A 23,135-nucleotide genomic window follows, 5' to 3' on the forward strand; every position below is an offset into this window, starting at 1 on the left:
AAATAACCTGCAAAGGTGCTCCTAGAACAATTTTTTTACTTTTGTAGGCACAAACACAGTCATAACTACATATTTTACATATAGTTACCACCTATATTTAGGAGGGATTCATTTGTCCCGGAAATTTCAAAAGCATTCGTATGGTGCCTATTGTAAAAACATCGAGTTATAAGGAGGCTGTAATACATGGGAATCATAAATGGTAAAGATTTTATTGATCGTTTAGATAGAATGGAAAATGAAATTTGGTTTGATGGTGAAAAAGTCAAGGGTAAAATTTCAGAGCATCCTGCCTTTAAAGGGATTCTTAAGTCAAAGGCTTCCCTTTATGATTTGCAAAACAATGATGGTATAAAGGATGAGATGACTTTCTTTTTGCCAAAAAAAGAAGACCCAATTGGACTATCCTTCTTACAGCCCAAAACGAAAGAGGATTTAAAAAGAAGAAGAAAAATGTTTGAACATTGGGCAAGACAAACGAATGGAATGATGGGTAGAAGTCCTGACTATATGAATACGGTAGTTATGAGTTTTGCCTCCTCCTCCGGCCTTTTAAAAGATAGAGAAAATTGTTTTCCTGAAAATGTTCAACGCCTGTATGAAAGGGCTATGGAGGAAGACCTCTCGTTTACACATACCTTTATTACCCCCCAGGTAAATCGTTCCCAAGCCAATTTTGGATTTTCGAGTGAGCCAATCTCCGCTAAGGTTGTAGATCAAAATGAAAAAGGATTGGTGATAAAAGGTGCCCGTTTACTTGCCACTCAAGGTGGTTTAACGGATGAAATTTTAGTTTTTGGTGCTCCGAGACTGTATTTCGATCCAAGCGAGGCGTTTGCCTTTTCCATTCCCTCTAATACAAAGGGATTAAAATTTATTTGCCGGGAATCATTTGTGGGAGGAGATTCTTCTTTCAATCATCCCTTAAGTTCAAAATATGAAGAAATGGATTCCATCGTTGTCTTTGACAATGTTTTGGTTCCGTGGGATCGTGTATTTTATTATGATAATGTCGATGCTGCTACTGATTTTCTGATTATAAGCTCTTTTTACCCATTCGCTTATCATCAAGCCGTAACCAGACAAATGGTCAAAACAGAATTTGTTCTTGGAGTAGCTCTACTGCTTGTCAAAACCATTAATGTTGGTGAATATCAGCATATACAAGATAAACTTTCTGAAATTATTACTGGTCTTGAAACCATAAAAGCACTATTAGAGAAGTCAGAAAATGATGCAGAATTAGATGAATGGGGATATATGCGCCCCAGTATGGTTCCTTTGCAGGTCGCAAGTTCCATTTATCCAGGAATTTACCCCCGTTTCAGTGAAATTGTCCAATTAATTGGCGCCAGCGGAATGGTTTCATTACCAACGGAAAGAGCCTTTGATTCTGAAATTAGGGCAGACCTGGACCAATATCTTCAAGCGGATAGTATGAGTGCCATGGACCGAGTCAAACTATTCCGTTTGGCATGGGATCTTACCATGAGTTCATTTGGTACAAGGCAAACCCAATATGAAAGATACTTTTTTGGGGATCCCGTTCGATTAGCCGATCTTTTATATAGAAACTATGTAAAAGACCCTTATATTGGAGAAATACGCAAATTCTTAAATCTAAAAAATTAAGACTAAAAAGCCGCTAGAATCCTATCTAGTGGTTTTTTTAGTATGGTGCCCCAAGCAGATAAATGAATTATTACATTTATTTACAATTGTTTTTTGAAAATGTGTGTTTTTTTTACGGGAAACTAACTGTTACCGAATGATTAAATGGAAAGAACACATAATAAAGGAAAATAACCTTTGCGTTAGGAGCTGCTTTTGTGAAACAGCTTGCCTTTTTTACCATATTCATACATATTATCACTTCAATTGCTACCATAGGCTGGAATAGGCGGAAAGAAAATAAACAAGATAGAAAGTTGTATTTTGCTTTAATGGTAGGCGGCTTTATATGGTCCCAGCTTCAGACAGAATACCTTATTTGGCGAGTCAGACGTGATACAAAAAAGATTGTAGATTAAACCGATTTAGACTGCCAGTGTTAAAGGAGGGGGTAGCAATCCTTTTTCTCATTTTATCACTCATCATTTTCTATGGTTTCGCCATTTTTATGCCGAAACGGATATCGTGGCTGCAAATCTGGTCTGTTTCCTTATTTTCTCTTGTGCTTGAGTCGATGTCAGATATGACGTTGGATTTGAAATTAAACCTGTTCGGCTACATCGCTCCAGGTAATCAATGGTCTGGATTTCTACCCATTTTCTTATATCCGCCCATAAATGCCATTTTTTTAAATTACTTTCCGTTCGATAAAAGAAAATTATTAAAGCTGCTGTACATTTTGGGATGGACAGCCTTTTGTCTTGTCTATGAAGTGGGGGCGTTGCGTTCCGGATTTTTTTACTATACAAGGTGGAAATTATGGTACTCAGCCTTATGCTACCCGGTATTGCTGCTATTTGTGCTTGGGAATTATCGGTTAACGGAATGGCTGCGCCTGCGTGCAGATAAAGTGTAAGAGGTAATTATTCTCCACAATTCCTTTTTCTTAGTTGAAGTCATATTTCGGTAATTTTTTCTTATATATGACTAATAACAACTTTAAAAAGGAGATGAAACCTATTACTACCAAAAAGAGTTCAATCATCGTAGGGGTCCTGTTTATCCTTGCAGCCGTTACAGCTATCATCGGTCTAACTTTATACAATCCGATTTTAAATGGTCCGAATTACCTGATGAATGGTTCTAAACATGCCAATCAGGTAATCGTGGGAGCCGTTATGGAATTAATCCTCGTTGTTTCAGCGGTCGGCACGGCCACAACGATGTTTCCGATTTTAAGGAAGTACAATGAAACCATCGCACTTTGGCATGTGTGCTTTAGGTTTCTTGAGGCCATCATTATTACCATTGGAATTATTAGTGTATTGTCCCTTTTAACTTTAAGCCAGGGAGTAACAACAACGAATATCGCCTCTTTTCAAGCTACGGGTACTGCATTAAAGGCGGTCCATGATTGGACCTTTTTACTTGGCCCCAATTTTATGCTGGGCATCAATACCATGATGTACAGTTATATCTTTTATCGATCCAGGCTTGTCCCCCGGTTTATCCCGATTTTGGGCATGACAGGGGCGACTCTTATTTTTATTAGTGCCTTGTTGGAAATGTTCGGTGACATCCAACAGGTTTCTGTTTGGGGTGGGATTTTGGCACTGCCGGTATTTGCGAATGAAATGATTTTGGCTGTGTGGCTGATTATTAGAGGATTTAATACATCCATCAAAAGTTGATCGAAAAATGAAGGCGCAGGGATTCACGTCGATATCGTCAACTCGTCATTGTAATGGCGAGTTTTCTTGGCTTAAGAAGTAAAAAACATCGTCTATCGAGCTTTTAGTTAACCGAAATCGGTTTGAACATAAGAAGACGGGCATTTATACCGTTTCTACGTGACTGAAACCCGTTCGAAAATAAGAAGACAGGCATCTAGAACGCTTCTACGTGACCGAAACCCGTTCGAAAATAAGTAACCGGTCATCTAGAACGCTTCTACGTGACCGAAACCCGTTCGAAAATAAGAAGACGGGCATCTAGAACGCTTCTACGTGACCGAAACCCGTTCGAAAATAAGTAACCGGGCATCTAGAACGCTTCTACGTGACTGAAACCCGTTCGAAAATAAGAAACCAGGCATCTAGAACGCTTCTACGTGACTGAAACCCGTTCGAAAATAAGTAACCGGGCATCTAGATGGCTTCTACGTGACTGAAATCGGTTCGAAAATAAGTAACCAGTCATCAATCGTGCCTCTCACTGACCGAAACCGATTAGAATGAAGAAAATCGACATTAAGCTTGACCTTCCAAAGAACCCCTCCCCTTTTTCCAATTAAACTTTATTTAATCCGTACACTGAGTTTACAAGACTTTAATATTCAGATGATATGCTTGTTGTAACAACGGATGAGGGGGCAAAAGAAATGAATGTGCGTGCGATATTTATTGATATGGATGGTACACTACTAAACGCCTCAAATAACATTTCCCACCGAAACATGGAAGCCATTAATAGGCTCGTTCATCAGGGAGTCAAGGTTTTTCTGGCCACTGGTCGACACTATGAAGTGACCGTTCCCTACCATAAACAAATTGGATTACGGACTCCCATGATCTGTTTGAATGGCGCCTCTATTCACGAGGCAGAAACAGGCAGAGTGATGCAAATGAAAACCGTCCACTTGAACGAAGAACGATTCCACCACCTGACCGCTGAAAATCCTTGTAATGTTATGATCCACACAGCAAATGGGCTTTATTGTAAGAAAACAAATGAGGAAATCGATTACTGGACACAAGTTGGGCAAATTCCGCCACGGTATATCGGAGATTTAAGAGAAGCAAATTATCAAGATGTTCTTAAATATAGTGTTCGAACCGGTACCCCAAGTACTGAATTATCCGCTTTGTTTAAAATGGAAGCTGAAGTCATCGATTGGAATGACGGGTTTGAAATCCTTGCTCCTAATGTTTCCAAATGGTCCGCTATCAGAAGCTTACTTCGCGAATTTCGAATTAGTCCAAGTGAAGTCGTAGCCGTTGGAGATGGACCCAATGATATACAGATGCTGCGCCATGCGGGAACTGGTGTTGCAATGGGCAACGCTAGTGAAGAGGTTAAAGCAGCTGCTGATTTTGTTACGGGGCACCATGAAAATGATGGATTAGCTGAGTTCATAGAACGTTATCTTCTTAAATCAAATCTATCATTTGTGATTTAGGTTATTATTGATTTTCGTGTAGATTTGAGAATTCATAGGCGGAGAATTTCCGGCTAATGTATCTAGAGGGAGCTTAAGAGGCAGATATAAGCGGAGGTATTCCGATTAAGCAAAGAAAAATTCCCCATTTTCACGTTTTTTGAGTCAATAGTCGGAATCCCTCCGTCTATTTAGGCTATTTTCAGTGCTATTTCTTACTTAAGAGAAGTTTCTCCGCTTATTTATCAAACTCGCTTTAGTGTCTAATGAACTTGTACAACTTACGGATGCTTTTAATCAGTCTGCTTTTTCATTTCAATCATTAAAATATGTGAAGTTTCCATTGCTTTAATAGTAATAGTTTCTTCTACCATCTCCATTCCATCTCGTTCCGATAACTCAACATCGCCAATGGATGAAGCACCTTCTATTTGCACGAAATAAGCCTGCCTGCCTTCTTTTACTGGGAAGGTAATCTCTTTTCCTTGTTCTAATTCCAATGAATAAAGATTGGCATCTTGATTGATTTTAATGGGAGCATCTCCGTTTAATCCTGACACCATATGAAGCCAATTATTTTTTCTGTCTTCCCAATTGAATCGGTAATCACCATAGTTTGGCTGAAGCCCATTTTTATTTGGAAAAATCCAAATTTGTAAAAGCCTAGCTGTCTCTTCCCCTAAATTATGTTCACTATGAAGGACACCTGTTCCCGCACTCATGTATTGAACTTGTCCACGTGTTATGGTGCTTTGATTCCCCATGCTGTCCCCATGCGTTAATTCACCATTGACGACATAAGAAATAATCTCCATATCTCTATGTGGATGAGTATCAAATCCTGTTTTGGGTGCAATCAAATCATCGTTGATGACTCGTAAAACACCAAATTGGATATTATCAGGATTAAAGTATTCTGCGAAAGAAAAGTGAAATTTACTTCTTAACCATCCATGATTACCGGCGCCCATGTTTTTGCTGTCGATCTTTTTTAACATCGTCTTTCTCTCCTTTTTTACATTTCTCCTTACTAATTTTTACTAACAATTATAAATTAAAAACATTTATCTCGAATTCGAGATAATAATAATCCTTTTTCACTTTCATGTCAATATACTTAAACCCTACATAAACACAATAAAAGATGGGACCGCCGCAGCAATCCCATCTTTAACTTACTAAAAGTTTTATTTTACTTTGAGTATATATGTAAAAACTCAAAGAATAAATTTAACTGCTATAAACACTATCACAGGTTCCAGGTTTTGGCTCATAAAAACAATGTTGTTTAAATTGACCTGATTGAGGTTGACCGAACCATGTTGGAGGGCATGGAGCATGTGGATTGAAATACCAAAGGGCAAATTTCGCTGGGAAGTCTCTCCAATAATTTAAATTCTGTTTTGCTAATCGTCTTTCAGCAGTTCTTGATCTTTGATAAAATACATTCCCTTTTTGAACGGCTTCAAAGGAAAAATTTCCACCTTGTACTTGAAAAATAACTTGGTTAATTGTTCTTAAATCTTTAAAGTCTAAACAATTTGCTACAAGACGATTCACGATTACATTCCCAACATATAACATTCCCTGGTTTCCTTCACCTTCAGCTTCAGCTCTCATCATCCTTGCCATTAAGTCAACGTCTGAACTTCGGTAATTTACACGCGGCATTTTTCCACCCCCAAAATATAGTATGAAAAAAAGCCTAAATTGATGTCAGTGTTTATTTAATAAGAATGCTTAGTTGGACATGCACCTTCGCTTTTATAACAAATAGTTTCATAAAATAGGTGACCAAACTAGTCCAAAACAATAAAAGCTTCATAGACTATTGTTGTACCAAGACAAACACAACTGGAGGTCATTTAATGATGAATAGAAATTATGGATTTGGTGTAATGCCAAATATGCCAAATCAGATAGCGCCTGTACAACCGTTCTGTCCGCCGCCACCCTGTCCACCGCAATACTGCCCGCCACAAGTTTTTCCGACTCAGTATGATCCACCGTTGGTTTCACCTGGACAACAATATGTTAAGACGAAGTTATTTAATAAAGTAGTCACACATGTCCATCCGTCTCACACAACGACAGTCAACAAGCAAATGATTAATCATCAACATTTTTTCCCGCATACTGAGTCATGTGTAAATGAATGTTGTGAAACACATACAATGTGCGGTATGCCCGTCAATCCTTGCTGCCCACCAGGACCATTTGGATTCTAATTACAAAATACCACCCATATCGGGTGGTATTTTGTAATATATTACTTGCTCTCATCCACCACCTTTATATCGCCAATTGTTTCGATTCGAGCTTTTTCTTCTTTTAAGGTTTCGTTAATGTGGATCATTTCTTCGAATTGGTTTTTATAAACCTCAACATTTTCTAAAATGACAGGCTGCTTCGTGACTTCAATTCGTTCCTCGCTTATAGGGATACGGATCGTTTCCGATTGTTCTCCCGTAGTGCCCATCCTTTTTTCAATGACCAACTCTTCATGAGTAATAGGAACAGTAATCTGCTTCTCTTCGGTATAAGTGTTTTTATATACTTTCACATCCGCTGTCTCAATCCATTTTTTGCTTACTTCTAATTCCTCTTTATGTAGTAGAAGATGAGCTTCGTCTTTATGATCATTCTTTGCAGGCAACATAATCTCCCTCCATAGAAAATACACCTCCCCATTGCTATGCAATACAGAGGTGTATGTGTCTTATCAATCGTTATTTATATCGGTAAAATTCGAGTCATCGGAAATAATATCCACACTTCCAGTGGTATTCACATGAGCCTCTTCATGCTTAAGCGTTTCTTGAATCTGCCGAGTTTCCTCAACTTGACGTTTCGAAACAGAGATCTCCTCGGTTGTTACTGTAAATTTGTTAACGTCCACCTCTTCCTGGCTAACAGGAATGTGGATGGTCTCTTCTGAGATGGAATCTCCATCACTTCGTTCGTTATTCAATTTCGTTCTTTTTATGACAACTTCCTCGTGCATCACAGGAACGTCGACCGTTTTTTGTTCTTCCACAACATCTTTTGAAAGGACTACTTCTCCGGCATCAGTTCTATTTTTCGAAATATCTAACTCTTCTCTATGAAGCTGGAGTGCACCACTGTCCGAACTGGTTTTGTTTTTTTCATACTCTTGTGGCTCATCACCTTTGAACATATCTAAAAGATCACCCATAAAAATCCCCCTCAATCTAAAGATTATTTAAGTCAACCTTTATAGAATGTGTCCTCGCCTGATATTTATGCTTCAATCGATTTGGAAAAATGAACTATTCTAAAATTACATACCTGATGTCGTCAATGCTCTACTGAAATGACAAAAGGCACAACAATCACATGACCTTGGTATTGGAATTGTCCCCAAACTTTATAAATTCCCTTTTTAGGAAAATAAGTCATAAAGGTGACCTTCGGACCGTTTCCCTTTGTTTTCATCGGATGGATATGGAGATAGTTCTGTAAATCTTGGCTCATGGCCACGCAATGCCCCATTACTCCTAAATAATGTTCAAGGTTGGTAATGGGTTTATTGGTCTTGCTGTCGTGAAAGGTAAAGGTCATATTGGTTGTCATTTTCGCCATTGGAACCATATCAAAAGAAAGATTCACTTTTAATCCATCAATCACTTTCTCAAAGGTTTGATCAGGTTCAATCGGATTCGGTTTTGGCACATTTCCATTGATGTGCAGCCAATGCGTGTCGACGCTGCTATCAATTCCTCCTTTAGGGGTAGTTTCTGAAATAAGTTTGTAATCCCCCGCCTTAGGGAACGTTGTATCGATATCAAATTGCCCGTTGCCTTTAAATGTTGGATGGATATGTACAAAATAAGATAAGTCCTTACTAATGACGATCAAATGCATCAATTTTTCATTAACCACCCGAAATGACTGAATCGGTTTATTCGCCTTATCCTTTATTAGAATGGTTAGATGAACGTTTTGATTTGGCTTCAGTGTCCCTGTTGTTTTCCATTCCGAATTGGTCGGTATAACACCTACTGGCTTCATAATCATTTTTTGTGAATTAGGTATATTGATTGCTCCTCCGCACGAGGATAGTAATAAAGCAGTTACTATTAAAAGTATGGGTATATAGGGTTTCAATAGTAGATCTCCTTTTCTTTGAATAGTGTTTTTATTTTATGCCCTGAAAAAGGGAAAGTAAAGAAAGGGGACTTATACCTTTGACCAAAATCTGGAGAGCAGAAGGAATCTATGTAACCTGTGGCTGGTGGAAAAAGAAAAAATAGGCACGTAGAAAGAGTCTACGTGACCAATTGCAGGTCGAGAAAGAAGAAATAGGCACTTAGAAGGTATCTACGTGACCATTTGCAGATGGAGAAAGAAGAAATAGGCACCTAGAGGAGTCTACGTTACCAAAAGGCCAAACTGGTACATAAAAATCGGCATTAAAGTGGAGAACCCTCAATCCTGGCCATAGGCCAATCCACAAGAGCAACGCTTATCCCCAAATAGCAAGTGATAAGAGGCAGGAAATTCCTGATTGACCTGTTGAACTGCTTGTGCAAATTCCTTACTATCCTTCGGAACTTTGGAAAGGGCATTTGCTTTTTCCTGCGAATCAATATTCGCTCCAGGCGGGACGAATCGATTAGGTGGAATTCGCACGCCGTTTGTTACGACCGCATTATAAGAAATAAAGGAGCCTTTCCCGACAATAGCGTTATAAACAATCGCATTAAAACCGACAAATACTTTGTCCCCAATATAACAAGGACCATGGACAAGAGCACCATGAGCAATGCTCACTTCATTTCCCATGAAGATCGAATACCCTTTTCCTCCAACTGAAATCCGTTTATTGACTAAACCATGTAAAACGACTCCGTCCTGGAGATTTGAATTAGATCCAATATAAAAAGGGGCCCCCTCATCCGCACGTATACTCACATTAGGAGCTACAAAAACATTGTTTTTTATCGTAACATCACCTATGACACTGGTAAACGGACTTACAAATGAGGTTTGATCAATTTTCGGAAAGCGTTGAACGGGATTAAATGATGTAATAGGATTGGGACTTATGAATGGTTCAAAGCAATGAGAATGGTGATTTTCTTCTTTTTCCCCCAAGAAATCATCTCCTTACATTTAATGCGTTATAGTATGCAAAAAGATTGCGTTTGGAATAAAGAAAAAGCGATGCCCTTCTTAAAGCATCGCAATCTGTTACATAACTTTTTAGAAATCAAGATAAACACCCAAGAACAAATACCCAAAAATTCATATGCTCTAATGTAAAAAGAAATGAAGAGGAGGACTGTGATTCCTATGTATTATGAAGATTACGCAAGAGTTGGATTAGGTGGACCAGGTTCAGGATTGGGTGTTGCTCCAGGGGCTGGATTTGGAGCTCCAGGAGTTGGATTGGGCTACCATCATCATCATTACCCGTACTATCACCACCATCATTATCCGTACTACCATCACCATCATTATCCGTACTACCACCACTATCCGTACCCCCACGTCCATTATTAAATTTGGCTGATAAAGGAGTCCAATTTATTTAATGAGATGGTCGAAACCCTGTTTTAGGAAATTGCTTATTGTATTTAGGTGGGTCTATTTGGGAATGGACTTACGACAAACTCAATTTGTTTATTTGCTATTAACAGAAGAATTGTACCTTAACTAACGAGTGCTTGAACTCAAGAATGATCGCTACAGCGGTCATTTTTCTTATTAGACTTTTGTTCAATAAGAAAAAAAGTTTTGTGATCGTTTGTAATCTTGTTTTATTACTGATGGTAATCTGGGAAATGAAAACTCCCAGGGTTAATGTGACTCCATACAGATCCTGGTCAAAAGAACACAAACAACTTAAAAATGGCTTGCCAAAAAACGGTTGTCAGTTGGCGAGCCATTTTCATTGTCATTTTTATAGTATGCACCTCAAAACGGAACCCTTTAACGTTTACCAAACGAAATACTTATAAATCCAATTCCCCACCATCAACATAAAACCCAATGAAACGTTAATCCAGCCTAAAAACATGGCTACCTTTTGTTCCTTTTTCAGCTCTGCATTTTTATAGGCCTTCACGTCCGTTATCAGAATTAATGCTCCTGTTAGAAAAAAAAGGACGATTAAATATCCTGTATACCCGATAGACAAGCCTTCAACATCCCTTCTAATCTATTTTGCTTTCATGCCGACCCGATGTAATTGAGTATCGATTTTCACCTCAAAAGTAAGTTGATCTTTAAAAATCTCTTCCCACCTCTGTTTGGTTCTCACACGTTGATTCCAATATTTAGGGATTTTCGCGCGAAAATGCTCTCCGAAACCAAAAATATCGGATTCTGCCCCTTGTGTCTTATGGATAAAACCCCGAATCGATTTCACGACACTTTTCGAAAATTCCCTTTCAATTTTTTCAATCATACTGGTATTGGAAATCGAAAGCTTCGGGCTTTCCTTTTCTTGAATCTCACAATCATAGTGAATCTTGATTAAGACATGCGGTCTGCCATTCTTCAGATTCACCTTTATTCTCGTTTTACGGGTTTTGGTGCTCACCATGATGACCTTATCTGTACCAGGCACTTCACTAAAGGCATCATACCCGCCTTTTTTGACACCTATGACGGACATAAAGTCCCCTATTTCCAGAGGGGTAGTATGACCTGCCATGCGATCTCCTTTAAAATAGGCAAGACCGTTTAATTGGATGTTTGAAGCATCCTTGATCGTGAAATATGGAAGGAAGGTATCCTGCCCTTTACTAGAAAGAAGCGTCCAAAAATGACCGATGAAGCTGGGTGGAAATTTCCCTTGAGAGGCCAAATTATCGACCATGTCCGCCAAATACAGAGATGGAATTCGCTCCAGCTTCGGGGAAACTTTCATATAAGTAGCTGCTTTCTCTTTTGATACGACCAGATTCGCCGTCCGCCGGATTTGAGGATTTCGCCTTAGAAAATCATTAAATCGCTGCGTGCCTTTTCTGGCTACCTTTTCGTTCAAAACAATAATACGCAGATGTCCCAGAAATAATTGGCTTGCCACCTCCTGCTGAAGATTGACGATCGCGTCATCAATCGTATGACCCACGACTTGAATGACCAAAACTGGATTTTGGGGACTTCCTCCCCCTTGTTCAGGCCCAAGCGGAATTCGTCCCGGAACAGCGATTTGGGCCGTCAGTTTAATCATTTCCTTATTGGGAATGGGAATTTTATTTTTCGAATGGGCAATCGTATCTTCCTTTTTTTGTTCCTTCGAATTTGCTTGATCGATTCCAATGGCGAGCACATTCGCACGCTTATCAATTTCCTTGCTGTCCCAACAGCCCGAGAGCATGGGGACGAGGAGGCAAAAAAGCATGGTAAGCAGCCAATTACGATGATTGTGAAACACCTTTTTTCCGCCTCCAGCTCTTGAAGAAATCAATGATTAATAGGAATCCCGGATACAAAATCGTAATCAACAAGCCCGCCCGGCCAATATATTGAATCACATCGTACATTTGTAAAATGTCCTCTGGCAGCATCGCCGAAACAAACACAAAGGGAAGGAGAAAATAGGACAGCATTTTATGGTCCTGAAGGTGGCAAAGCTGTTTGATCGAAAAAATCGTATAATAATAGCTGGAAAACAGAGTGGTAAAAACAGCGGTTACCCATACCGCTAAAAAGATGACATCCAACCGCTGCAGAATATTCCCTGGAACCGTCGTGGTACGGGCCAGCTCTAAGGTTGGCCAAAAAATTTGCTTGATTTCTTCTGTTCCGAATACAGCGACCGTAGCAATCACAATTAACAGGTATAACCCGCCTGAAACAAAAATCCCCCAAAAGCTTGCCTTCATGGCTTTTTGCGGCTTCTTCATGGACGGGATGATCATCGAGATCACAAAGGAACCTTGAAACAAAGCAGAAACGGTTAACATCCCCGCAGACATACTTTGCAGGTTGCCTCCAATGAGTGGACTTAAATATAAGATGTTGGCATTTTTTAATGATAAGGCCACAATGATTAGACCTGGGGCCAGGATAATGGGAACATAAAAATTGTGTATATAGGCAAACGTATTCAAATTGTTCCGCGCGCTTAAGGTAGAGAGTAACAGCATGACGATGACGGTGATCTCCAAGGGGGTTTCCCGCAAAACAGCAGCCACCACTACTTCCCCAAATTCACGGGCGGCCAGGCCGGTTAAGATGAAAAAAAAGAAAATCACAAATACGCTGCAAATCCTCCCCAGCCACTTGCCAATAATCTCTTCACTGTAAAGAATGATGGTTTTTTGTGGATGACGAATCCCAAGCAGTGTCAGGATAAATAACCCGATTGCGGCTAAAACAATACCAGCTAAGGTCACCAAGGGCGCTCCCGTTTCACCTGCTTGAACAGCAAACAACGGCAAGGGCAGGACCCCAACGCCAATAATGGTACTAATTAAGATGGTTGTCGCCTGAAGGGTCGTGACTTCCCTGGTGTCCTCCATTATTCGTCTCCTCCCTCTGGTCATTTCCGATTTTGTTATGCTTTAATACTGTATTTTCATTTTTTGAAAGCCGAGTACGGTTACGTGGTTTAAGAAATTCGGGTCTTTTTGGCATCCACCATAAAGGAGCGCGAATGACAACGTCCTTCATCCCTTGATAGTTCTCTGGGGAAACCGGTGCCATATAAGGCACACCAAAGGATTTTAAGCTCAGCATGTGATTAAAGATAAAGATGATGCCGATCATGACACCGTATAGCCCGAAAATTCCGGCTAAAATCATAATCGGAAACCTCAGCATCCTGAGTGCAAAAGCTGCTGAGTACGCAGGGGTGGCAAAGGAACCAATGGTTGTGATCGCAATAACCACGACTGTGATAGGACTTGCTAAACCGGCGGCAACGGCAGCCTGCCCAATCACCAGTACCCCGACGATCGATAGTGCGCCCCCGACTTGTTTTGGCAGGCGGACCGTGGCCTCCCGTAAAACCTCCATCGAAATCTCAATAATCAATACCTCAAAGACGGCAGGATACGGAACCCCCGCTCGTCCCCCGGCAACGGCAACCGCAAAATCAGTCGGCAGCAGCTCCGGATTAAACGAGATGAATGAAACGTAAAGCGACGGAAACACAAGTGAAAACACAAGCGCTAAAATACGCGCAATCCGAACAAAACTCCCCATCAAAAACCGTGAAGAATAATCCTCCGCCGTTTGGTAGAACTGATTGAAAACCACCGGAGCCATTAAGGCAAAGGGAGATCCATCTACAAAAATGGCCACTCTCCCCTCCACTAAATTCGCTACGGCTTTGTCTGGCCGTTCTGTACTTTGAATTTGCGGAAACGGTGAAAAAGGATTATCTTCAATGAGCTGCTCGATATAGCCCACATCCATCACGGCATCAATATCAATATCCTTTAATCTTTTTTCCACTTCCTGAATGACCTTCTCATCGGCGATCCCTTTTATATAACAAAACGCAACGGTTGATTTGGTCAGCCTGCCGATTTTCATCGTTTTCACTTGGAAATCGGACGTCGGCAGACGATACCGAAGCAGCGCAATATTCGTGGCAATGTTTTCAATAAATCCCTCACGAGGCCCTAAAATCACCTGCTCCGTTTCAGGCTGGCCAATGGCCCGCTTCTCCACATCCCTCGTGCCAATGTGAATGGCCTCTTTGACCCCATCAATAAAAATCACGGTTTCCCCGCGCAACAGCACCTCAATGATGGGATCCACACACTCCCCCAGCCTCGCCTGACTGTGATAGAGCGTTTCATTCATAATGATATCGATTAAAAAGTTTAGCGGCTTTTCCCTGCCGATCAAATGCTCCGGCACATACATCAATGGTTTCAAAATATCGTTATTAATAATCTCTTGATTTACCAAATTCGAAAAATAAATCATCGCCGCCTGATATTGTCCAAATATCCGAAAAGGCTTAACTACGAGGTCATCATTATCCCCCAAAATTCCCCTCATGCACTCCACATTCTTCTCCAGCGAAATGGAAATGTGCGTGTTAAGCTGTTCCTCCTGCTCCTTTCTCGGAATAATCAAACGGCTCTTTTTCCTAAAAATGGTCATACGAACACCACCTTTTAATAACTTTTACCAAAATATAGATTATATTCCTCAATTTATCTGTGCCGAAAGCAAAATAAAAAGCCACCAAATTGGCAGCTTATTTTGATCCTAACTTATTCAATAACCCTACAAATCCCACCACAAATACTTTTATTAAGGCAACTGCTCCATACGAATGGTACCATCTCCAACCATTTTTGTATTTTATAATTTTTGTGTATTTCTCTAAAAGAATTTCCACTACGATTTGGGGGGTGACGAATAAACAAGTTTTCTTGAAGAAATCCATGATATTTTTACTTTTACAGGAGGAAATGTAATACCAGGTCGTCACCAGCGGACAAAGTAAACTGTCATATAAAACGCTCCCTTTCGTTAATAATGGAAAGCGATTTAACCTTTTTGGATACTGAATTCGTTTGGTGGAAACCAAGTAATTATCTATATACATATTTAAAAAGCCATTTAACAAAAAGACCAGCCATCGATCTTTCCTCGGCTGCATAAACAAAGTAGGCGAAAGCACCAACCCAATCAACCAGAGCTGTTTCAAAATTCTTTTTTCTAACAAGACACACACCTCTTTCCAATAATAATGTGTGTATCTCCTTAAAAATTTAGCCGTTTTTCAAAAACTTTCGATTTTTGCATCTTACACTGTATCGGCGAATTGAAGTACTTTATCGGCGAATCCAAGACATTTATCGGCGTATTGAAGCATTTTATCGGCGAATCAAAAATTGCAACGATCCCAGGAATAACCTATTCCCGTATAAATGGCATTTGTCATCCTCCATCAATGCAGGTTTCATTGGAGCTGCCAACTACATTATTTAATTCAACTAATAATAATGGTAGGAGATTATCATCAACCAATGCTTGTAATGTCTTTTCTGTAATTGGAACATTGTATCTTCGGAAAACCGCTAATGTTTCTCCCCACACTTCGGTTATCGCCTTTGAAGACATATTAGACTGAATTACCATAAAAACAACCTCCTCCCTTAACAACTATTTATTCTACAAAGGAGAGCTAAATTCCTCGTATTCAGTCTTTTTCGACACTAATCAAACGTTTGATTAAATTCAACACAAACCCTTTTGAAAAACGAACTTTTGCTTATTTCCGAGAAAATTTTTTGTCGAAGACTTCGTTCATTCCGTGCAACCAATCTTCTAAAACCAACAAAAAATCAATCTATCTTACTTTTTTGACAAAATTCCATGTTAATCAAACGTTTGATTAAATTCGGACAAAACCCTTTAAATAAAGGATTTCCCGCCCCCAATTGAAAAGAAACTTGTCGAAGGTTGCAGTGTTAATTAATACGTCTGTATACTTCATAACCAATACCATAAAATAATCTCAGAAAAACAAATGATCGGAGGCAATCCTTTTGGGGATTTTTAAGAAAACACAGACAAACACCTTAACCGCTGCAGAAGTATCCGCGCTTTGGCTTCAATACTCGGGCGATAGTATGGCAATATGTGTTTATAAATATTTTCTTAAAATCGTCTTTTTGTTACAATATCATGGTTAAACACGGATGGATGGAAGAACAACCTGAAGCGATCGACAGAAAATCCCTGACACAAGGTTCAAAGAAATAAGAAATGGACGTTGTCCTTGAGAACAACGCCTTTTATTTTTAACCAAAGAACGTTTTAAACAGTAAATAGACATTTAAGCTAATAATCACAAAGGCTACAAACCAGGCGAGGATTTTCAGCCATAATGGATTGACGAACTCACCCATTTTCTTCTTATCACTGGTAAATTTAATGAGTGGCACGACTGCAAATGAAAGTTGCAATGATAGGATGACCTGGCTTAAGATGAGCAATTGAGCCGTACCGCTTTCGCCATACAATGCCGTTACAATGACCGCAGGAACAATCGCAATTAATCGGGTAATCAGCCTTCTTAGCCACGCAGGAAAACGAATATTTAAAAAGCCTTCCATCACAATTTGACCAGCCAACGTGCCTGTTAAAGTAGAGTTCTGCCCGGAAGCCAGCAGGGCCACTCCAAATAATATACTTCCAAGTGTTGTTCCTAAAAGCGGAGTCAGTAAATTGTAAGCATCATTGATTTCTGCCACACCGGTCATACCTGCTTGATGGAAGGTGGCCGATGAAACGATCAAGATGGCGGCATTGATAAATAAGGCAAAAAATAGCGCAATCGTTGAATCCCATGTGGCATATTTGATCGCCTGTCTTTTTCCGCTATTGGTTAGTGAATACTTTCGGGTTTGGACAATGGAAGAATGAAGGTACAAGTTATGCGGCATGACGGTCGCCCCTAAAATACCAATCGCAATATATAACATCGTGGGGTTGCTGATGATCTCAGCGCTTGGAACGAACCCTTTTAAAATCCCTCCAGCATCAGGCTTCGCTAAAAAGATTTCAGTACCAAAACAACCACCGATGGTAATTATTAAAATAATCACCAACGTTTCAATAAAACGAAATCCCTTATTTTGCAGAAGCAGCACCACTAGTACATCAATAGCGGTGATCATCACGCCAAAAACCAATGGAATTCCAAATAACAAATTTAAGGCGATTGCTGATCCAATTACTTCCGCCAAGTCACAGGCTGCGATGGCTAATTCACATAAAACCCACAGCCCCATTGCGACTGGCTTACTGTAATGGTCCCGGCACGCTTGAGCCAAATCTCTTCCCGTAACAATCCCCAGCTTACCAGCCAGCGCCTGAAGCAGAATCGCCATCAAATTGGACAATAAAATTACCGAAAGCAGCGTGTAGCCGAATAACGATCCTCCCGCTATATCCGTTGCCCAGTTACCTGGATCCATATAGCCGACGGCCACTAAATATCCTGGTCCCGCAAAAGCAAGAAACTTCTTAATCCACGAACCCTTCTTTGGAATCCGAAGGCTTCGATAAACTTCAGGTAATGATGGTTGTGATTGTTCTCCTCTCCATCCTTCTTGGGCTAATTCATTTTCACTCATTATTTTCATCCCTTTCACTGGGTATTGGTACAATCTAAATATTTTTCCCTAAGGAAACTTTTTGGCTAAAAAAAAGCTCTTTTAGTATTTGTAAATAAAGTATATGAAGGATCGTACTAAATGTTGCTTACTTAAATTGTATACCGCTATTTTTTTTAGTCAAGGGAAACTTTTTCGGCATAAATAGGAAAAAAGCCACCAAAATGGCAGCTGATCAAGTAAAAGGAAGCGTTAAGATTTGGATTTGAATTTATTAATCCATCCACTCAACAACGGAGTGACTTCTTTCAATAATGGTTTGAATTGATTTGTTGTCGCAACAAACATATCCACCGTTTCCATTAGCAGCACCAAATCCACATTATTAAGCAGATTTTCTATTTGATTTGGAGTGGACGGCCCATGTCCATTTCTTCTATTCCCAAATAACCAATCATCGTTTGGCTTCGGCCTGCTTTCAAAAGATGCTGGTTCTTCATGCTCGGGCGCTTCTTGTGAATGATTGTCAGTTTCTCTTTGAAATCTGTTTCCAAACATAAATTTTGAAAAATGGTCCATTTCTCGTTCCGGTTGATGCTCATTCTCCACCAATTTCTTCTGCTTCCCTTCGTACATATTCTTATATACAGCCTATGATTGGTTTTGAATTGGCGTGTGGACACTTGTCCGATGGAAGAAAAGAAGTGTTTTGGCTGGCGACAATTGCCCCTCCTTCCACTTCTGTTTTGTCGCCTATACCCTTCATCATTTGCAATGTCCATATGTACCCTCCTAGGAAGCATTATGAGCTTCAAGTTTCTCCATTTCCTTTTTATTATTTTTCGAGAATACGAGAAGGCAAATGAGTATAGCAACGGTGCTCATCATGATGGTCATGGCAACCATTAAATGCCGAACCCCCAACCAGGTCGAAACAAACCCTCCCATCAGAACGAACAGGATATTCAATACCTGCTGTGGCGGGCCAATCACACTGTTGATCCTGCCCCATTGGGAAACCGGCATGGCTTGTTGCGTATAGGTCGTAAATCCGACGCTTGCTGCCGACCCGAAGATACCTAGGATGATTAACCCCGTGACAGCCCACCAAAAGGATTGTGACAAGGCATAGACCAAATAACCGAGGGCATTCAACAATGATCCAACGCCAATCAGCCATACGGTTTTAATACGTTTGGCTAAGAATGACAGGATGATGGAGCCGGATACGAATCCCACGCCAGCCGCTGTTACCATCATTCCAAATCCCAGTTGTCCAAGGTGCAAAGCTTGTTTGGCAAACACGACTTCCTGGCTGTCAGCGGCAAGGGCAAAGATGTAAAAGAGCGCATTTAGCACAAAAAGCACGGTAAATATACGGTTACTCCCCAGAAATTGAAAGGCCACCCGCCAATCTTTAAGAACCGTCCGCCATGGATGCAGCTTCTCAGCCTTATTTTGCGGAAGCCCCAATTCGGGTAACAGGATAAACGAGAGTGCCGATGCCAGGAAACTGAAAGCATCTAGCCACAATGGAATAACTGCATTCCCATAGGTTAAGAGAACTCCCGCGATGGCCGGGCCCGTCAAGAAGGCGCTGTATTTTAACGTACTGACAATGGAATTAACCCGCTTTCGAGATTCCTTCGGGATCAACAGGGTCTGATATGGTAAAAATAGACTGCCGAAGAAGGTACTGAAAACCCCTAGCAAAAAGAGGATGCCATATATGGATGTCAAATGGGTAAGAAGCGGCAGAATCCCAATAAGAACAGCCCGAGAAAATTCAACCCCAATCAACTGCTTGCGACGGGAAAAACGATCGGTAATGCTGCCAACCCATGGACCAACAACCAGAGCGGCAATTCTCGAAACCACCCATAAGCCAGCAACGGCTGTGGCGGAATGGGTCATATCAAGAACAAACACATTAATTACAACCATATAAATAAAGTCTCCGATACTGGAGATCCCAACGCCCGTAACAAAAATTGCGGTCCATAATTTATTTTTCATCTACCTTCCACCCCTAAAAAATTGCAATACAATTACAATTCTACAAGAATCAGCCAAATCCTTGTTCAGTCTGCTCGGGATCCAAAGTTAAAGGAGCAGCCTCCCAGCCGCTCCTTTTATAATGTATTTAAGTTTCACTACTAGACCCTGGCTCATTTTTAGCATCTCTCATTTTATTCTTTCCACCCTTAGTGCCTATTCTATTGATATTTAAAATAATCGGAGATTTTTCGGTTAAATTTAGAATTGAGCTCGTTTCGGGGTAAATAAGGGGAGGTTTTCCGGCTATGCAAAGAAAAACCCCCCATTTTCATATTTTTCGAGTCAATAGGCGGAATCTCTCCGTCTATTTTAGCTATTTTCAGTGTGATTTTCTAATTAAGAGAAATTTCTCCGCTTATTTGTCAAACCATCCTGATTCCCTCAACTGGGACTGCTCTTTTACCAAAAATAGATATTAATAATGCCTCAGTAGTGAGGCATATAATTTTTAATTACAAAAACAGATACAAAAGGCAGTACAAATTGGGCTACATTTTCAATTGCATTTTTAGGTTTTGCGAAAGGAAACGGAAACCGTTAGAAAAAGCTACGCTTTTTGTTCTAGTACGTCCTCTTCCTCGTTCCATTTTGGATAAATATCAGGGAAAAGGAGATGCCCTATTTTAGCCAAACCGTTTAACAGCCGGGGCGATGGCCGGCAAAATAGAGGTTCATCGAGAATATGCAGTTGATTGTTTTTGATCGCGTTCATCTGCTCCCAGCCTGGCCGTTTGAGGATGACCTTGGGATTCACCTTCTTTTTCTGAACGCCCACCCATACCACACAGATCACGTCTGGATTTCGGAGCAATACGTCCTCCCAATCTGTTTGGACACTTGCTTCCGCCTGATCTTCAAAAATATTCCTTCCACCTGCAAGTCTGCTGATCTCCGTCAGCCAGTTCCCTGCCCCCGGAGTAAAAATCGGCTTTGCCCACCACTCCCAATAAAGGGATTTTGGTCTTTCTACTTGCTGGCTTAAAGATTCGTAGTTTTGAAGGATACGGTTAAATTTTTCGTACAGCTGCACTGCCTTGTCATAGGTTTCCGTTGCGTTTCCGACAAACAAAAGACAGTCCCCGACTTCTTGCAAGGTTTGTGGATTCGGCACAATGACATAGGGGATCCTGCGTTTTTCCAGCTCTTTAATATTGCGTTCCATCCCTGGAACGGAAAGGGAGGCTAAGACTAAATCCGGCTTTAGTTCTTCTACCATGTCCATGTCAATGTCCAAATCTGGTCCCAGCCTTGGTAATCCATTGATTTCTTCGGGCCAATCCGAAAAATTATCGACTCCGATTAGTGACGCGGTTAATCCCAAATAGGCGACTAATTCGGTATTACTCGGACAAATGGAAATCAATTTCAATTGAATACCCCTTTCTTATTCGGATTTTAATTGTTGCTGAAGCTCTGCTGCGGCGAAAAGAGCCTTTTTGTCCTGCAATACGGCGTCAGGACTGTTTCCTTCCCCTAGAATATAGCCCCCAAACTCGATTCCCATAAAATCAAAGATATGCTGGAACTGTTGAATCATCGCAAGGCCTTTGGTGGTTGGACGATCCCCTCCGACCGCGATGACATAGGCTTTTTTGGAAGCCATTGTCTTTTTAAAATCTGGATAATTCGGGTCTCTTAATGTCTGGGACCAACGATCAACAAAGTTTTTCATGGTGCCGGACATGCTGTACCAATAGATTGGTGTCGAGAATATTAAAATATCATGGGGCAGAATCCGGTCAATGATCGAGTTATAATCATCCTTTCGGTCTTGAAATCCTTCTGGTGCATGACGCATATCGATGATTGGCTCAATGGTATGATCACGCAGATAAATTTTTTCGGCTGCAATTCCCTGTACAGCTTTTTCTGTCAGTAGTTCTGTATTTCCATTTGGACGGGTTCCCCCATAGATTACGGCGATTGTCATTTGTTCATGTCTCCTTTTCGAATTGGTGCTTGATTACCTTATATCATATAATGACATTAAAATCGATTAATACGATGCGAATGCAAGAGCGCGCAATGGGAGGGATTTTTCTATGAAACTACATGATATTCTTGAACTCGACTTTGCTTACCTGGATACCTTTACAAACCGAACGAAAACCGAATGGGGATCCTTCTTTTGAAATGAAAGCCAGCCTACTTATTTTGATGCCAATCATGCCCATATTGATCGTGCCTATGAGAATCCTCAGAAGATGATTGATGAGGTTGTTGATTTCTACCAATCTCGTAATTTGAGACCACGAATCTATCTCTATGATTTAGCAGCCCAGCAAAATCTGGTTGCTAGATTAAAAGCAAATCATTTTGGCTATGAAGAATTAATTAGCCCCGTGCAATTATGGGATCGCAAGTTAGTGAAAAAGGAAGCTGATGAGGGTGTTACGATTGAGGTTGTAACCGAGGAGAATTATTCGGAAACATTGGCGATTGAGTGCAGCATAAAGGAGTTTGGCGGCAAGTCGGTTCGGGAAAAGGCATTTGAACATGAATTCCGCCATCCAAACTTTGAGCATTATCTATTGCGATATCAAGGTACTGCGTGTGCAACGGCTTGTATTTTTTCAAACGGCAAGCAGGCCCGCATGGAAAGTGTCGCCACATTAGAGGAATACAGGGGCCGGGGATTAATCGGCGAACTTATTCGTTTTATTCAAAAGGAAGCAGCCAAAAAGGAAATTGAAAACCTCTGGGTCTTTCCCATCAACGAAAGAGTTGAAAAAGTGTACGAGAAATATGGATTCCAAACCATTGAAAAACTGCGAATGGGCCACGCCTTTTTAGGCGGCAGAAGCATTAAAGAGATTCGGGAAGAGGAATAAAGTTTGGGTGGGGGCTTTGCCAAAATTAAGCAAAAAGCAGCAGGCTCCCGATTGTGATTAAAAATATGCAGCATCCCCATATGGAGACGATGTATTGCTTGGACGGGCGGCCGTGCTTCCATTCCGTGTTGGCGCGCAGGGCGTTTAATAGAAGTAAGAAGACGAATATTAGATGGGATGTAAACTTCAAATTGTTAAAGGCGAATACAAGGTAAGTTAGGATAAAACCGATGTACAAGATGACTTGGCTCCTTTTGTGCAGGCGGTTGACGGGGTGATAGAGCCAGCCCGATTTCTCGATGTTAAATTTTTTGCGCAGCAGTCGTTCTCCGAGGAAAGATAAAAGGAAGATCGGGGCGAGAATGATGAGTAATGGTTTAATCAATTTTGGCGACACTCCTCTTTTCCTTTATT

General features: G+C 40.6%; 25 protein-coding genes and 1 pseudogene. 8 read left to right on the plus strand and 18 right to left on the minus strand.

Annotation, left to right across the window (positions count from 1 at the left end; translation table 11 throughout):
• Positions 1–186 precede the first annotated feature (186 nt).
• From hpaB to ACZ5XR_RS25985, 5 genes are all read left to right on the plus strand, one after another.
• Positions 187–1,632, plus strand: a complete 1,446-nt coding sequence (gene hpaB, locus ACZ5XR_RS25965) for a 4-hydroxyphenylacetate 3-monooxygenase, oxygenase component (RefSeq protein ID WP_464499319.1) — start codon at positions 187–189, stop codon at positions 1,630–1,632.
• 197 nt (positions 1,633–1,829) lie between these two features.
• Positions 1,830–2,030: a hypothetical protein gene (locus tag ACZ5XR_RS25970; RefSeq protein WP_464499320.1), complete on the plus strand. Its 201-nt coding sequence runs from the start codon at positions 1,830–1,832 to the stop codon at positions 2,028–2,030.
• An 89-nt stretch (positions 2,031–2,119) separates the two neighbouring features.
• Complete coding sequence (locus ACZ5XR_RS25975; protein ID WP_464499321.1) at positions 2,120–2,527, plus strand: CBO0543 family protein; 408 nt, start codon at positions 2,120–2,122, stop codon at positions 2,525–2,527.
• Between the two features lie 94 nt (positions 2,528–2,621).
• Positions 2,622–3,302, plus strand: a complete 681-nt coding sequence (locus ACZ5XR_RS25980) for a DUF4386 domain-containing protein (RefSeq protein ID WP_464499322.1) — start codon at positions 2,622–2,624, stop codon at positions 3,300–3,302.
• Between the two features lie 689 nt (positions 3,303–3,991).
• On the plus strand, positions 3,992–4,789 hold the full coding sequence (locus ACZ5XR_RS25985) for an HAD family hydrolase (protein ID WP_464499323.1): 798 nt from the start codon (positions 3,992–3,994) through the stop codon (positions 4,787–4,789).
• A 272-nt stretch (positions 4,790–5,061) separates the two neighbouring features.
• On the opposite strand, the gene ACZ5XR_RS25990 is transcribed toward ACZ5XR_RS25985, so the two are convergent.
• Complete coding sequence (locus ACZ5XR_RS25990) at positions 5,062–5,766, minus strand: pirin family protein (protein WP_464499324.1); 705 nt, start codon at positions 5,764–5,766, stop codon at positions 5,062–5,064.
• 232 nt (positions 5,767–5,998) lie between these two features.
• Positions 5,999–6,439 carry a cell wall hydrolase gene (locus ACZ5XR_RS25995; protein WP_464499325.1) on the minus strand — a complete coding sequence of 147 codons (441 nt, stop codon included), beginning with the start codon at positions 6,437–6,439 and terminating at the stop codon, positions 5,999–6,001.
• A gap of 236 nt (positions 6,440–6,675) precedes the next feature.
• On the opposite strand from ACZ5XR_RS25995, the gene ACZ5XR_RS26000 reads away from it, so the two are divergent.
• A complete protein-coding gene (locus tag ACZ5XR_RS26000) occupies positions 6,676–6,996 on the plus strand; it encodes a CotD family spore coat protein (protein ID WP_464502440.1) in 321 nt (106 codons plus the stop codon).
• Positions 6,997–7,037: 41 nt separating this feature from the next.
• Here the strand turns inward: ACZ5XR_RS26000 and ACZ5XR_RS26005 are convergent, their stop codons facing one another.
• The 4 genes from ACZ5XR_RS26005 to ACZ5XR_RS26020 all read right to left on the minus strand — a co-directional run bounded on the left by ACZ5XR_RS26005 (position 7,038) and on the right by ACZ5XR_RS26020 (position 9,886).
• Positions 7,038–7,427, minus strand: a complete 390-nt coding sequence (locus ACZ5XR_RS26005) for a YsnF/AvaK domain-containing protein (RefSeq protein ID WP_464499326.1) — start codon at positions 7,425–7,427, stop codon at positions 7,038–7,040.
• A gap of 63 nt (positions 7,428–7,490) precedes the next feature.
• Positions 7,491–7,964: a YsnF/AvaK domain-containing protein gene (locus tag ACZ5XR_RS26010; protein WP_464499327.1), complete on the minus strand. Its 474-nt coding sequence runs from the start codon at positions 7,962–7,964 to the stop codon at positions 7,491–7,493.
• Between the two features lie 122 nt (positions 7,965–8,086).
• Complete coding sequence (locus ACZ5XR_RS26015; RefSeq protein ID WP_464499328.1) at positions 8,087–8,896, minus strand: hypothetical protein; 810 nt, start codon at positions 8,894–8,896, stop codon at positions 8,087–8,089.
• A gap of 321 nt (positions 8,897–9,217) precedes the next feature.
• Complete coding sequence (locus ACZ5XR_RS26020) at positions 9,218–9,886, minus strand: LbetaH domain-containing protein (RefSeq protein WP_464499329.1); 669 nt, start codon at positions 9,884–9,886, stop codon at positions 9,218–9,220.
• Positions 9,887–10,084: 198 nt separating this feature from the next.
• On the opposite strand from ACZ5XR_RS26020, the gene ACZ5XR_RS26025 reads away from it, so the two are divergent.
• On the plus strand, positions 10,085–10,294 hold the full coding sequence (locus ACZ5XR_RS26025; RefSeq protein ID WP_464499330.1) for a hypothetical protein: 210 nt from the start codon (positions 10,085–10,087) through the stop codon (positions 10,292–10,294).
• Between the two features lie 436 nt (positions 10,295–10,730).
• Here ACZ5XR_RS26025 and ACZ5XR_RS26030 read toward each other — a convergent pair whose 3' ends face one another.
• From ACZ5XR_RS26030 to ACZ5XR_RS26080, 11 genes are all read right to left on the minus strand, one after another.
• Positions 10,731–10,931, minus strand: a complete 201-nt coding sequence (locus tag ACZ5XR_RS26030) for a CLC_0170 family protein (protein WP_464499331.1) — start codon at positions 10,929–10,931, stop codon at positions 10,731–10,733.
• A gap of 21 nt (positions 10,932–10,952) precedes the next feature.
• On the minus strand, positions 10,953–12,176 hold the full coding sequence (locus tag ACZ5XR_RS26035) for a Ger(x)C family spore germination protein (protein WP_464499332.1): 1,224 nt from the start codon (positions 12,174–12,176) through the stop codon (positions 10,953–10,955).
• Positions 12,157–13,266: a GerAB/ArcD/ProY family transporter gene (locus tag ACZ5XR_RS26040; RefSeq protein WP_464499333.1), complete on the minus strand. Its 1,110-nt coding sequence runs from the start codon at positions 13,264–13,266 to the stop codon at positions 12,157–12,159. The genes ACZ5XR_RS26035 and ACZ5XR_RS26040 overlap by 20 nt, the downstream gene beginning before the upstream one ends.
• Complete coding sequence (locus ACZ5XR_RS26045; protein WP_464499334.1) at positions 13,214–14,863, minus strand: spore germination protein; 1,650 nt, start codon at positions 14,861–14,863, stop codon at positions 13,214–13,216. Before ACZ5XR_RS26045 ends, ACZ5XR_RS26040 begins: the two co-directional genes overlap by 53 nt.
• A gap of 97 nt (positions 14,864–14,960) precedes the next feature.
• Positions 14,961–15,434, minus strand: a complete 474-nt coding sequence (locus ACZ5XR_RS26050; protein WP_464499335.1) for a CBO0543 family protein — start codon at positions 15,432–15,434, stop codon at positions 14,961–14,963.
• Between the two features lie 215 nt (positions 15,435–15,649).
• Complete coding sequence (locus ACZ5XR_RS26055) at positions 15,650–15,850, minus strand: hypothetical protein (RefSeq protein WP_464499336.1); 201 nt, start codon at positions 15,848–15,850, stop codon at positions 15,650–15,652.
• A gap of 665 nt (positions 15,851–16,515) precedes the next feature.
• Positions 16,516–17,853 (minus strand): Nramp family divalent metal transporter, encoded by a 1,338-nt coding sequence (locus ACZ5XR_RS26060; RefSeq protein ID WP_464499337.1) that lies wholly within the window; start codon positions 17,851–17,853, stop codon positions 16,516–16,518.
• Positions 17,854–18,084: 231 nt separating this feature from the next.
• Positions 18,085–18,444 (minus strand): hypothetical protein, encoded by a 360-nt coding sequence (locus ACZ5XR_RS26065; protein ID WP_464499338.1) that lies wholly within the window; start codon positions 18,442–18,444, stop codon positions 18,085–18,087.
• Positions 18,445–18,624: 180 nt separating this feature from the next.
• Positions 18,625–19,848, minus strand: a complete 1,224-nt coding sequence (locus ACZ5XR_RS26070) for an MFS transporter (RefSeq protein ID WP_464499339.1) — start codon at positions 19,846–19,848, stop codon at positions 18,625–18,627.
• A 589-nt stretch (positions 19,849–20,437) separates the two neighbouring features.
• Positions 20,438–21,259, minus strand: coding sequence for a cobalamin-binding protein (locus tag ACZ5XR_RS26075; RefSeq protein ID WP_464499340.1), 822 nt, complete (start codon positions 21,257–21,259; stop codon positions 20,438–20,440).
• A gap of 15 nt (positions 21,260–21,274) precedes the next feature.
• Positions 21,275–21,820, minus strand: a complete 546-nt coding sequence (locus tag ACZ5XR_RS26080; RefSeq protein WP_464499341.1) for a flavodoxin family protein — start codon at positions 21,818–21,820, stop codon at positions 21,275–21,277.
• Between the two features lie 112 nt (positions 21,821–21,932).
• Here ACZ5XR_RS26080 and ACZ5XR_RS26085 point away from each other — a divergent pair.
• Positions 21,933–22,721 (plus strand): annotated as a pseudogene (locus ACZ5XR_RS26085) (GNAT family N-acetyltransferase).
• Between the two features lie 25 nt (positions 22,722–22,746).
• Here the strand turns inward: ACZ5XR_RS26085 and ACZ5XR_RS26090 are convergent.
• On the minus strand, positions 22,747–23,106 hold the full coding sequence (locus tag ACZ5XR_RS26090) for a DUF4181 domain-containing protein (protein WP_464499342.1): 360 nt from the start codon (positions 23,104–23,106) through the stop codon (positions 22,747–22,749).
• Positions 23,107–23,135 lie beyond the last annotated feature (29 nt).

This window comes from Neobacillus sp. Fa239 (assembly GCF_055395235.1).

What these genes read in the sequence shown, in the direction of transcription:
- ACZ5XR_RS26005 (WP_464499326.1), bottom strand. Translation starts at nt 7,427, where the DNA reads ATGTTGCCTGCAAAGAATGATCATAAAGACGAAGCTCATCTTCTACTA.
- ACZ5XR_RS25975 (WP_464499321.1), top strand. Translation starts at nt 2,120, where the DNA reads ATGCCGAAACGGATATCGTGGCTGCAAATCTGGTCTGTTTCCTTATTT.
- ACZ5XR_RS25985 (WP_464499323.1), top strand. Translation starts at nt 3,992, where the DNA reads ATGAATGTGCGTGCGATATTTATTGATATGGATGGTACACTACTAAAC.
- ACZ5XR_RS25990 (WP_464499324.1), bottom strand. Translation starts at nt 5,766, where the DNA reads ATGTTAAAAAAGATCGACAGCAAAAACATGGGCGCCGGTAATCATGGA.
- ACZ5XR_RS26040 (WP_464499333.1), bottom strand. Translation starts at nt 13,266, where the DNA reads ATGGAGGACACCAGGGAAGTCACGACCCTTCAGGCGACAACCATCTTA.
- hpaB (WP_464499319.1), top strand. Translation starts at nt 187, where the DNA reads ATGGGAATCATAAATGGTAAAGATTTTATTGATCGTTTAGATAGAATG.
- ACZ5XR_RS26045 (WP_464499334.1), bottom strand. Translation starts at nt 14,863, where the DNA reads ATGACCATTTTTAGGAAAAAGAGCCGTTTGATTATTCCGAGAAAGGAG.
- ACZ5XR_RS26055 (WP_464499336.1), bottom strand. Translation starts at nt 15,850, where the DNA reads ATGGTAATTCAGTCTAATATGTCTTCAAAGGCGATAACCGAAGTGTGG.
- ACZ5XR_RS26080 (WP_464499341.1), bottom strand. Translation starts at nt 21,820, where the DNA reads ATGACAATCGCCGTAATCTATGGGGGAACCCGTCCAAATGGAAATACA.
- ACZ5XR_RS26060 (WP_464499337.1), bottom strand. Translation starts at nt 17,853, where the DNA reads ATGAGTGAAAATGAATTAGCCCAAGAAGGATGGAGAGGAGAACAATCA.
- ACZ5XR_RS26070 (WP_464499339.1), bottom strand. Translation starts at nt 19,848, where the DNA reads ATGAAAAATAAATTATGGACCGCAATTTTTGTTACGGGCGTTGGGATC.
- ACZ5XR_RS26010 (WP_464499327.1), bottom strand. Translation starts at nt 7,964, where the DNA reads ATGGGTGATCTTTTAGATATGTTCAAAGGTGATGAGCCACAAGAGTAT.
- ACZ5XR_RS25980 (WP_464499322.1), top strand. Translation starts at nt 2,622, where the DNA reads ATGAAACCTATTACTACCAAAAAGAGTTCAATCATCGTAGGGGTCCTG.
- ACZ5XR_RS26025 (WP_464499330.1), top strand. Translation starts at nt 10,085, where the DNA reads ATGTATTATGAAGATTACGCAAGAGTTGGATTAGGTGGACCAGGTTCA.
- ACZ5XR_RS25995 (WP_464499325.1), bottom strand. Translation starts at nt 6,439, where the DNA reads ATGCCGCGTGTAAATTACCGAAGTTCAGACGTTGACTTAATGGCAAGG.
- ACZ5XR_RS26000 (WP_464502440.1), top strand. Translation starts at nt 6,676, where the DNA reads ATGCCAAATCAGATAGCGCCTGTACAACCGTTCTGTCCGCCGCCACCC.